This is a genomic window from Brevundimonas sp. (assembly GCF_032107865.1).
GTDB lineage: Bacteria > Pseudomonadota > Alphaproteobacteria > Caulobacterales > Caulobacteraceae > Brevundimonas.
In genome coordinates this window covers 1-11,528 of sequence record NZ_DAMCNG010000076.1, presented here as the reverse complement: position 1 = coordinate 11,528, position 11,528 = coordinate 1, and the positions used below count along the sequence as shown (strand labels likewise).

7 protein-coding genes and 1 pseudogene are annotated in these 11,528 nt (G+C 66.9%); 7 read left to right on the top strand and 1 reads right to left on the bottom strand.

The window, feature by feature from the left end; genetic code table 11:
- From RT567_RS08360 to RT567_RS08330, 7 genes are all read left to right on the top strand, one after another.
- Window positions 1–162, top strand: a 162-nt coding sequence (locus tag RT567_RS08360) for a UTRA domain-containing protein (protein ID WP_313575715.1), incomplete at its 5' end; no start/stop codon positions are given.
- 5 nt (window positions 163–167) lie between these two features.
- Complete coding sequence (locus RT567_RS08355) at window positions 168–1,058, top strand: agmatinase family protein (RefSeq protein WP_313575714.1); 891 nt, start codon at window positions 168–170, stop codon at window positions 1,056–1,058.
- Window positions 1,058–2,269, top strand: a complete 1,212-nt coding sequence (gene hutI, locus RT567_RS08350) for an imidazolonepropionase (protein ID WP_409516159.1) — start codon at window positions 1,058–1,060, stop codon at window positions 2,267–2,269. The genes RT567_RS08355 and hutI overlap by 1 nt, the downstream gene beginning before the upstream one ends.
- A 36-nt stretch (window positions 2,270–2,305) precedes the next feature.
- Complete coding sequence (locus tag RT567_RS08345) at window positions 2,306–3,892, top strand: NAD(P)/FAD-dependent oxidoreductase (RefSeq protein WP_313575710.1); 1,587 nt, start codon at window positions 2,306–2,308, stop codon at window positions 3,890–3,892.
- A gap of 95 nt (window positions 3,893–3,987) precedes the next feature.
- A complete protein-coding gene (locus tag RT567_RS08340; RefSeq protein WP_313575708.1) occupies window positions 3,988–7,455 on the top strand; it encodes a DNA methyltransferase in 3,468 nt (1,155 codons plus the stop codon).
- Window positions 7,456–7,591: 136 nt separating this feature from the next.
- Window positions 7,592–10,339 (top strand): valine--tRNA ligase, encoded by a 2,748-nt coding sequence (locus RT567_RS08335; RefSeq protein WP_313575706.1) that lies wholly within the window; start codon window positions 7,592–7,594, stop codon window positions 10,337–10,339.
- Complete coding sequence (locus RT567_RS08330; protein ID WP_313575704.1) at window positions 10,336–11,070, top strand: TlyA family RNA methyltransferase; 735 nt, start codon at window positions 10,336–10,338, stop codon at window positions 11,068–11,070. Before RT567_RS08335 ends, RT567_RS08330 begins: the two co-directional genes overlap by 4 nt.
- Window positions 11,071–11,143: 73 nt before the next feature.
- Here RT567_RS08330 and RT567_RS08325 read toward each other — a convergent pair.
- A pseudogene (locus RT567_RS08325) lies at window positions 11,144–11,528 on the bottom strand (hypothetical protein); the annotation flags it as partial.

Genomic DNA, 11,528 nt, shown 5'->3' with positions numbered 1-11,528 from the left:
GACCGCGAGACGGCGGCGGGTCTGGGGCTGGCCGACGGCGCGCCCTGCCTGCGGCTGGAGCGCCGCACCTGGCGCGACGGTCAGGGCGTGACCTGGGCCTCACAGATTTTCCCCGGCGCGGCCTATGATCTGGTCGCGCGCTTCTCTCCGACCAAAGGATGACACCCATGAGCGAACCGTCTGAAGCCCTGGGGTGGCGTTCTGTCGGCGACCTTGTCGGCCATCATCCCGACGCTTCGGTCGCCCTGATCGGCGCGCCGCTGAACGAGCGGTCGCTGACGCCGGGCCGCTGTGACCTGGGGCCGAAGGTGTTGCGAGGCGTTCTGCCGCGCCTGTCGACCTATGATGTCGAGACGGGTCTGGAGCTTGAGATCAAGGTTCATGACGCCGGCGACGTGGCGCTGAAAGCCGTCTCGCCGTTCGAGGCCTTCGAGCCCGTGCGTGACGCAGTGGCGGCGCAGGCCCATCGCGACCTGACCATTCTGGTCGGCGGCAACAACGCCATCACCCGGCCTGGCGTTCACGCTCTGGGGCTTGAGCGCGTCGGCGTGCTGACGCTGGACGCCCATTTCGACCTGCGCGACACGGATCAGGGCCTGACCAACGGCAACCCGATCCAGGCGCTGCTGGATGACGGCATGGACGGCCGCCGCATCAGCCAGGTCGGCCTCGCGCCCTTCGCCAACACCCGCCGCGCGCATGAAAAGGCCGAAGCTGCCGGCATCAGCGTCCGCACCGCCCGCGAGTGCCGCCAGCGCGGCCTGGCGAACGTTGTGGTCGAGGAACTGGAGCGCCTGTCGTCCCTGTGCGAAGTCATCTACGTCGACTTCGACATCGACGTCATCGACCGCAGCCAATGGCCCGCCAGCCCCGGCGCGCGGCCGGGCGGGGTGTCGGTCCACGACTTCTTCGACGCCGCCCGCGCCATAGGCGCTCATGCCAAGGTCCGCGCCGTCGACTTGACCGAATACGACCCGTCGCTGGAAGTCGGAGACCTCGGTTCCCTGACGGCGGGGCGCTGGTTCTGTGAAATTCTGGCTGGAGTCGCCGCCCGATGATCGACGCCGATCTGCTGATCACCGACTGCCGCGTCGCCGCCATGACCGAGGGCGGCGAGCCCTATGGCGCAATCGAGGACGCCGCCATCCTGATCAAGGATGGGCGCATCGTCTGGGTCGGGGCGCGTGCGGACCTGCCTGTGCATAAGGCTGTGGAAACCGACAGCCTGGGCGGGCGCTGGGTCACGCCGGGGCTGGTGGACTGCCACACCCATCTGGTCTTCGGCGGCGACCGCTCGGGGGAGTTCGAGCGGCGGCTGGAGGGCGCGACCTATGAAGAGATCGCGCGCGCCGGGGGCGGCATCGTCTCGTCCGTGCGCGCCACCCGCGAAGAGAGCGAGGATCAGCTCTACGCCTCAGCCCTGGCGCGGCTGGAGGGGCTGAAGGCGACCGGCGTCACCACCGTCGAGATTAAGTCCGGCTATGGTCTGGATCACGACAGCGAACTGAAGATGCTGCGCGTCGCTCGCCGCATCGGGCGCGAGGCGGGGGTGCGGGTGCGGACCTCCTATCTCGGCCTTCATGCGGTGCCGCCGGAGCATAAGGCCGACCGCGCCGTCTATGTGGACAAGGCTGTGGACGAGATCCTGCCCGCCGCCCACGCCGAGGGGCTGGTCGATGCGGTCGACGCCTATTGCGAGCCCATCGCCTTCTCGGTCGAGGAGGTCAGTCGCCTGTTCGACAAGGCCGAGGAACTGGGCCTGCCGGTCAAGCTGCACGCGGATCAGTTGTCGGACGGCGGCGGGGCGGCGCTGGCCGCGCGCTATCAGGCCCTGTCGGCCGACCATATCGAGCACACGACCGAGGCGGGCGTGAAGGCGATGGCCGAGGCGGGCGTGGTGGCGGTGCTGCTGCCGGGCGCCTTCCTGATGCTGCGCGAGACGCAGGCGCCGCCGATCGCCCTGCTGCGTCAGCACGGGGTCCGCATGGCGGTGGCGACGGATTGCAACCCCGGCACCTCGCCGGTCGCGTCGATGACGGCGGCGATCAATCAGGCCTGCATCCAGTTCCGTGTGACGCCGGAAGAGGCGCTGGCGGGCGCCACGCGCAATGCGGCGCGCGCGCTGGGCCTGCAGGATGAGATCGGCACGGTGGAAGCCGGCAAGGCGGCCGATCTGGCCGTCTGGGACATCAGCCGTCCGGCGGAGCTGGCCTATTGGCTGGGCAAGCCGCTGCTGCATCGTCGCTATCTGGCGGGACGCGCGGCCTAGGACTAGCGTCACTCCCTCAAGCGGGAGGGAGCGCGCATGACGCAGACGGAAACGGACGTCGTCATCCTGGGCGGCGGGCACAACGGACTGGTCTGCGCCTTCTATCTAGCGCGGGCGGGTCTGAAGGTCACGGTGCTGGAACGGCGCGGCGTCGTCGGAGGTGCGGCGGTGACCGAGGAGTTCCATCCCGGTTTCCGCAACTCGACCGCCAGCTACACCGTCAGCCTGCTGAACCCGCGCGTCATCGCCGACATGGAGTTGCCGCGCCACGGGCTGCGGGTGGTCGAGCGACGGGCGGGGAACTTCCTGCCCTTTGACGATGGGCGTTATCTGCTGACCGGCGAGGGGCGGACCCAGGCCGAGGTCGCCAAATTCTCGACCCGCGACGCCGAACGCCTGCCTGACTATGAGGCGCGGCTGGAGACGGTCGCCGCCATCCTGCGCGACCTGATCCTGACCACTCCGCCCAACGTGGTCGAAGGCGGTTGGCTGGCGGCCCTGCCGGAAATGTTGAAGGCGGCGTCGCTGGGACGGCGGGTTTCGGGTCTGGGTCTGGCGGCGCAGCGCGACCTGCTGGATCTGTTCGCCAAGTCGGCGGGCGACTGGCTGGACGGCTGGTTCGAGAGCGATCCGATCAAGGCCCTGTTCGGCTTCGACAGCGTCGTCGGCAACTACGCCAGTCCCTATACGCCCGGCTCGGCCTATGTCCTGCTGCACCACGTCTTTGGTGAAGTGAACGGCAAGAAGGGGGTTTGGGGCCACGCCATCGGCGGTATGGGCGCCATCACCCAGGCCATGGCCGCGGCCTGCGCCGAACACGGCGTCGAAGTGCGGCTGGACGCGCCGGTCGCCGAGGTTCTGACCGAAAAGGGCAGGGCGGTCGGCGCCGTGACCGAGGCGGGCGCCGCAGTCCGCGCCCGCGCTGTCGTGTCGAACCTGCACCCGCGCCTGCTGTTCGACCGGCTGGTCGATCCGGCCGTTGTCCCGGCGGACTTCACCGAACGGATGAGCCGTTACGCCTCGGGCTCGGGCACCTTCCGCATGAATCTGGCCCTGTCCGAACTGCCGCGCTTCACCGCCCTGCCAGGGACGGGCGATCACCTGACGGCGGGCATCATCATCGCGCCGTCGCTGGCCTATATGGACCGCGCTCATGCCGAGGCGCGGCTGAACGGCTGGTCGTCCAAGCCGATCGTCGAGATGCTGATCCCCTCGACCCTGGACGACAGTCTGGCCCCGGCGGGGCGGTACGTGGCCAGCCTGTTCTGCCAGCATGTCTCGCCCGATCTGGCGGACGAGCATCGCGACACGGTGGCTGACCTGATGATCGAGACAGTCGAGGCCCATGCGCCGGGGTTCAAGGCTTCGGTGATCGGGCGGCTGGCGCTGGGGCCGCGCGATCTGGAGCGCCGCTTCGGCCTGATCGGCGGCGACATCTTCCACGGGCGGCTGACGCTGGATCAGTTGTTCAGCGCCCGGCCCGTGCTGGGTCATGCTGATCACCGGATGCCTGTTCCCGGTCTTTATCTGTGCGGATCGGGCGCTCATCCGGGGGGCGGAGTGACGGGCGCGCCAGGACACAATGCGGCGCGGGCTGTGCTGAAGGATTTCGGCAGGCGCTGAGGCCTATCGTGTGCAGGTTTTACGCGATAATGTAAGGTTGTGTTTGCGTAAAAATTCAACCTAATATTGTTCTCTCAGGGGTGGGAGAACAATCTATGGATGTCGAAGCGTTCATTACACGCTGGAGTGGCGCGACGATCAGCGAGCGTTCGCACTATCAGACCTTCATCAGCCAACTATGCGCCCTGATCGGCGTGACAGCGCCGGATCAGGAGACGGTCGGAGATCGCGGCTACTGCTTCGAGCGGCGGGTGGAGTTCCGCTTTCACGATGGCGGCGCGCACCGTGGATTCATCGACTGCTACCGGCGCGGGGCCTTTGTATTGGAAGCCAAGCAGTCGCAGAAGCGGGCGCCGGGCGGCGAACTGGACCCGCAGCGGCATCTGGCTCTGTTCAACGGGCGAGGGCGCAAACCGCCGAAGGGCGATGTGGGCGCAATCGAGCGGCTGATGCTTGACGCCAAACGTCAGGCCGAGACCTACGCCAAGGCGCTGGATGAATGGCCGCCCTTCATCGTGGTGGTGGATGTCGGACGCTCGATCCATCTGTGGGCCGACTTCGATCGGCAAGGGAAGGGCTATGTGCCGTTTCCCGATCTGGCGCGCTGCCGCATCTCCATGGACGACCTGCGTGATCCGGCGGTGCGGGATCGCCTGCGTCGGGTCTGGGATGAGCCTATGAGCTTGGACCCGGCGAGCCATGTGGCGGCCGTAACCAGCGACATCGCCGAGCGGCTGGCCTGGCTGGTGCGCTCCATCCGCAAGCGGGCGCCGGCCGATCCTGATGGCCGCGTTGATGCCGTGGCGCGAGCGGCCTGGGACAAGCGCAGCTCGCTGTTCGTCATGCAGTGTATCTTCGCCATGTTCGCGGACAGCGTCGGGCTGATCGATGACCGGGGCTTCCTGCGCCTGCTGGAAAGCTATCGCGGGATGGCGGATCGCTTTCATGTCAGCGCCGCGGACTTCTTTCGGCGCATGAACAGCGGCGGTCACTGCTCGGCCGTTCGCCAGGATCTGCGCCGTTTCAATGGCGGCCTGTTCAAGGAAGAGGCCGCCCTGCCGGTCACGGAGGTCGAACTTGAGGCCCTGATCGCCGCCGCCCAGCGCGACTGGGCTTCGGTCGAGCCGGCGATCTTCGGCGCCTTGCTGGAACAGGCGCTGGACCCCACGGAACGCGGCGAACTGGGCGCTCACTATACGTCCAAGGCCTATGTGCGGCGGCTGGTCGAGGCGACGATCATGGAGCCGCTTCGCGCCGAGTGGGAGGCGGTCGCGGGGCTGGCGGTCGGCCATTACGCCAGCGGCGACCTCGTGCGAGCGCGCCGCGCCATGCGCGACTTTCATCGCGAGCTTTGTGCGACGCGGGTGCTGGACCCCGCCTGCGGCACCGGCAACTTCCTCTATGTGGCCATGGACATGATGAAGGATCTCGAGAGCGAGGTCCTGACCGCCCTGACCGATCTGGGGGACGCCCAGACGGCGCTTGGCCTGGAGGGGCATACCGTCAGCCCTGAACAGTTCTGGGGACTGGAGAAGAACGTCCACGCCGCCTGGATCGCCGAGATGGTGATGTGGATCGGCTATCTGCAATGGCATTTCAGGAACGCCGGCGACGCCAAGCCGACCGAGCCGATCCTGCGCAACTTCAACCGCATCCAGCATACGGACGCGCTGTTGACGTGGACGCGCGAAGAGCTGGTGCGTGATGAACAGGGCAGGCCGCTGACCCACACGCGAGTGCTGAGCCGGGGCGACGGCCTTACGGCTGCGGTGGTGCGTGAGGAACGTGAGGTCGCCCGCTACATCGATCCGCGCCCGACGGCCTGGCCGACGGCGCACTTCATCATCGGCAACCCGCCCTTCATCGGCGGCAAGGACGTGCGCGGCGAATTGGGCGACGGCTATGTCGACGCCCTGTGGCGGGTTCGGCAGGGGCGGTTCCGCTCGGCTGATCTGGTCACGGCCTGGTGGGACCGCGCGGCTGAGATCCTGACGGCGAAGAACAGCGCGTTGAGGCGGTTCGGCTTCATCACCACCAACTCGATCACCCAGACCTTTTCCCGGCGCGTGTTGGAGCATCATCTGAACGGCGCGCCGCCCATGCGGTTGACCTTCGCCATCCCTGACCACCCGTGGATCAAGGGCGCCGACCGCGCCGACGTGCGCATCGCCATGACCGTGGCCGAGCGCGGAGAAGCGAATGGGCAGGGCCGCCTGCTGACGGTGGTCGATGAGCGGATGGATGACGGGGAAGCGGCGGATATCGATCTTCGTGAACAGCGCGGCGACATCGGGCCGGAACTGACTATCGGGCCGTCGGTCAGCGAGGCGCAGCCGCTGAAGGCCAATGCGCTGCTGTGCTCGCCGGGCGTGAAGCTGCACGGCGGTGGGTTCATGGTGTCGCCGGACCGGGCGACGCAGTTGCTGGCGGCGTCTCATGATGAGGCGGAGGGCCTGATCCGCGACTATCGCAACGGTCGCGATCTGGCCTCGCGACCGCGCGGCGTGAAGGTGATCGATCTGTTCGGCTGGACTGAGGAAGAGGCGCGTCGCAGTCACCCCGCCGTCTTCCAGCACCTGTTGGAGGCGGTGAAGCCTGAGCGCGATCGCAACAATCGCGCCGCCTATCGAGACAACTGGTGGGTGTTTGGCGAGCCGCGCAGCGAGTTTCGCCCGGCGCTGGAGGGCCTGTCCCGCTACATCGCCACGGTGGAGACGGCCAAGCACCGATGGTTCCGTTTTCTGGACGCAGGTATTCTGCCGGACAACACCCTGATCGCCGTCGCCTCGGACGATCCGCGCATCCTGGGCGTGCTGTCGTCGCATATGCATGGGGTGTGGGCCCTGGCGCGCGGCGGACGGCTGGAGGACAGGCCCGTCTATAACAAGAAGGCCTGCTTCGATGGCTTTCCCTTTCCGGATCTGAACAGCGCCGCAGGCGAGGAGATTGGCGTCTTGGCTGAAGAGATCGACGAACGTCGTCGTCAGGTTCTGGCCCAGCACGAGGATCTGACGATGACCGGGCTCTACAATGTCCGGCGTCGCCTTCAGGAAGGCGCAGAACTGACCGGGAGCGAGCGCGATCTCTATGATCGCGGTCAGGTCGGCTTGCTGCATCATCTGCATCAGCGGCTGGATCAGCAGGTGGCGACGGCCTACGGCTGGCGCGACGGCATGACGGATCAGGAGACGCTCGTCGCCTTGCTGGAACTGAACCGCGCGCGACGGGTGCAGGAGGAGAGGGGCGAGATCCGCTTCCTGCGGCCGAACTATCAGGCGGGACGGATCAAGTCGTCCGCCCGCCCCGTGCAGATCGAGGCGCCGCTCGACAAGGTGAACACGCGCACGCCGTTGCCCGATGCGCCAGCAGTTCTGGCGGGGGTGTTGCTGGAAGAGCTGCGCCGCGAAGGGCGGCCGCTGCAACCGCTGGAACTCGCGCGTCGCTTCGATGGCCGGATCGGTCGCCGTAAGACGGACCGGATCGAGCAGACCCTGGCGATCCTGGCGGTGGCCGGATCGGTGCAGCACACGGATGAAGGCTGGTTCTCGCCGCGACGGCACTGATTTGGCCTAGCCGTGGGACGCGGCGATCATTAAGTCATTTAAGGGCGGTTCCGGCGGGACCGCCCTTTGCTTTACCGAAGAATTCCAGCCCCGATCGACGGCGCGCCGCGTTGGTCGCCGGGGAAACGAGATGACCATGCTTGAGAAGACGTTCGAACCCAAGGCCGCCGAGCCGCGCATCTACGCTCAGTGGGAGGACAGCGGCCTGTTCGCTCCGCGCGCGGCCAAGCCGACTGACGGCGCCGCAGACGCCTATTCGATCGTCATTCCGCCGCCGAACGTAACGGGCAGCCTGCACATCGGCCACGCCCTGAACAACACGCTTCAGGACATTCTGGCCCGCTATCACCGCATGAAGGGCAAGGCCGTCCTGTGGCTGCCCGGCACCGACCACGCAGGCATCGCCACCCAGATGGTGGTTGAGCGCAAGCTGGCCGCCGAGGGCAACATCGGTCGTCGCGACCTGGGCCGTGACGCCTTCATCGAGAAGGTGTGGGAGTGGAAAGCCGAATCCGGCGGGACCATCGTGCGCCAGCTGCGCCGTCTGGGCTCGTCCTGCGACTGGTCGCGCGAACGCTTCACCCTGGACGAGGGGCTGAACGCCGCCGTCCGCAAGGTTTTCGTCCAGTTGCACAAGGACGGCCTGATCTATCGCGACAAGCGACTGGTGAACTGGGATCCGCACTTCCAGACCGCTATCTCGGACCTGGAGGTCGAGCAGAAGGAGGTGGAGGGCGCCTATTGGCACTTCGCCTATCCGCTGGCTGACGGCGTGACCTATCAGCATCCGATCGCCTTCGACGAAGACGGCAAGGCGATCGAGTTCGAGACGCGCGACTTCATCGTCGTGGCGACGACCCGGCCCGAGACCATGCTGGGCGACACCGGCGTGGCGGTTCACCCGGACGATGAGCGTTACAAGGGGCTGGTCGGCAAGTTCGTGATCCTGCCGATCACCGGCCGCCGCATTCCGATTGTCGCCGACGACTACGCCGATCCGACCAAGGGTTCGGGCGCGGTGAAGATCACCCCGGCGCACGACTTCAACGACTTCGGCGTCGGCAAGCGCGCCGGTCTGGCCGCGCTGAATATCATGGACGCCTTCGGCCGCATCACCGCCGCTGATACGCCTGACGTGCCTGCCGAATATGAGGGCATGGACCGCTTCGCCGCGCGCAAGGCCATCGTCGCCCGCGCCGAGGAAGAGAACTGGCTGCGCGAGATCGAGAAGACCAAGCACGTCGTTCCTCATGGCGACCGCTCGGGCGTCGTCATCGAGCCGTGGCTGACGGACCAGTGGTATGTTGACGCCAAGGTCATGGCCCAGCCCGCCCTGAAGGCGGTCGAGGATGGCGCGACCGTCTTCGAACCGAAGTCCTATGAGAAGATCTACTTCGAGTGGCTGCGCAACATCGAGCCCTGGTGCATTTCGCGCCAGCTGTGGTGGGGCCACCGCATCCCGGCCTGGTACGGCCCGAACGGCGAGATCTACGTCGCCGAGACGGAAGAGGACGCCCGCGAACAGGCGCTGTCGGACTATGACTCCGAGGTCGTGCTGACCCAGGACGAGGACGTTCTGGACACCTGGTTCTCGTCCGCCCTGTGGCCTTTCTCGACCATGGGCTGGCCGGAAAAGACCGAGGATCTGGAACGCTTCTATCCGACCAGCGATCTGGTCACGGCGGCGGACATCATCTTCTTCTGGGTCGCCCGGATGATGATGATGGGGATGCACTTCATGGACGGTGAAGCGCCGTTCAAGCGCGTCATCATCAACGGTCTGGTCCGCGACGAGAAGGGCCAGAAGATGTCGAAGTCCAAGGGCAACGTCATCGACCCGTTGGGCATCATCGACGAGCTAGGCGCTGATCCGCTGCGCTTCACAATGGCGATCCTGTCGGGCACGCGTGACATCAAGTTGTCGAAGCAACGCATTGAAGGTTATCGTAATTTCGGCACCAAACTGTGGAATGCCGCCCGCTTCAGCCAGATGAATGAGGCGCGCCGCGTCGAGGGCTTCGATCCCGCAGGCGTGCAGCAGACGATCAACCGCTGGATCCGCGGCGAACTGACCAAGGCCGAGCGTCAGGTGTCGGACGCCATTGAAGGCGGTCGTTTCGACGATGCGGCGGGCGCCCTGTACCGCTTCATCTGGAACGTCTTCTGCGACTGGTATCTGGAGCTGGCCAAGCCCGTGTTCAACGGTTCGGACGAAGCCGCCAAGGCCGAGACGCGCGCCATGACGGCCTGGACCATCGACCAGACGCTGAAGCTGTTGCATCCGGTCATGCCCTACATCACCGAGGAGCTGTGGGCGGAACTGGGCAAGGAAGGCCCCGCCCGCGACGGCCTGCTGATGGGCGAGGCCTGGCCGGTGCTGCCGGACGCCTTTGTCGATGCGGACGCCGAGGCCGAGATCGGCTGGCTGGTCGACCTGATCGGTGAAATCCGCGCCCTGCGGGCCGAGATGAACGTGCCGCCGTCGGCCAAGCCGCCGTTGGCCTTCGTCGCCCCGGACGCTGCTACGGCGGAGCGCATCGCGCGTCACCGCGATCTGATCCTGACCCTGGGCCGCGTGTCCGAGGTCGCCGTGGCCGAGGCCGCGCCCGCCGGGGCCGTGACGTTCGTCTCGGGCGGGGCGACGGTCGCGCTGTCGCTGGCCGGGATCATCGACCTGGCCGCCGAACGCGCGCGTCTGGAGAAGGAGATCACCGCCTTCGACAGCGACATCGGCCATGTGAACAAGAAGCTGGGCAACCCCAACTTCGTCGCCCGCGCCGCCGCCGAAGTGGTTGACGAACAGCGCGCCAAGCTGGCCGAGGCCGAAGAGGGCAAGGCCAAGCTGCAGGCCGCTCTGGCCCGCCTGGACGCGATGGAAGGGTGAGCCGGCTGCGACTGGATCAGCTGCTGGTCGCACGTGGCCTGGCGGAAAGCCGGGCCAAGGCCAAGGCGGCGATCGAGGCGGGCGGCGTCACTGTGGACGGCGCGCCCGCCAGGGCGGCGTCTCAGGGCGTTAGCGAAGAGGCTGAAGTCACCTACGCCGACGCCTTCCGTTGGGTGGGGCGCGGCGCCTTGAAGCTGGAGCGGGCGCTGAACTTGTGGCCGGTCACGGTCCGAGGGCGCGTCGTGCTGGACGTCGGCGCCTCGACCGGCGGCTTCTCCGAGGTTTGCCTGGATCGCGGTGCTGCGCGGATTTTCGCCGTGGACGTCGGCACGGGGCAACTGCATCCGAAGGTCGCCGCCGATCCGCGTGTGCTGAATCTGGAGAAGACCGACGCCCGCAATCTGACGCCTGAAATCATCACCGAGGCGCCGTCCCTGATTGTTTGCGACGTCAGCTTCATCAGCCTGTCGAAGGTGCTGCCGACGGCGCTTGATCTGGCGGCGCCGGGGGCTGATCTGATCACTCTCGTCAAGCCGCAGTTCGAGGCGGACGGCCCCAAGGCGGTCGGCAAGAAGGGCGTGGTCAAGGATCCGGAGGCGCACGCCGCCGCCGTGGCCAAGGTCCGCGACTGGCTGGACGAGAGCGGCTGGACCGTGCGCGAGGTCGCCGACAGCCCGATCACGGGCGGGGACGGCAACGTCGAGTTTTTGCTCTGGGCGCAAAAAGCCTGAGCCCAAACGATTTGAGGGCCGCCGGATATCCGGCGGCCCTCTTCACATCGTCGATTGACAGGGGGGCTGAAACTTAATCGACGACGCGATAGCGGCCCGATTGGTCGCGGCAGGAGCGGACGTAGCGCGTCTCCATGCGACCGTCGGGAAGACGGATGTTGCTTTCGGCCAGGCGGCATTCATCGCCATAGCCTTGATAGCTGTTGGTTTGGGGGCTGTAGCCCGGATCGATGGTTTGCGGATAATCGCGGTAGTAGTCATAGCCGTCGCGGCGATCATCATAGCGTCGACCGTCGTCGTAGCCGCGGTTGTCATAGCCATAGGCCGGCGGGACACGGGTTCCCTGATAGCCATAGTTGACGTCGCGGCGCGTGCGGCTGTCGCAGGCGGCCGAGCTGTTGCCCACACCGGCGCCGATCGCGGCGCCCAGAACCCCGCCCAAGGCGCTGCCCTCGGTG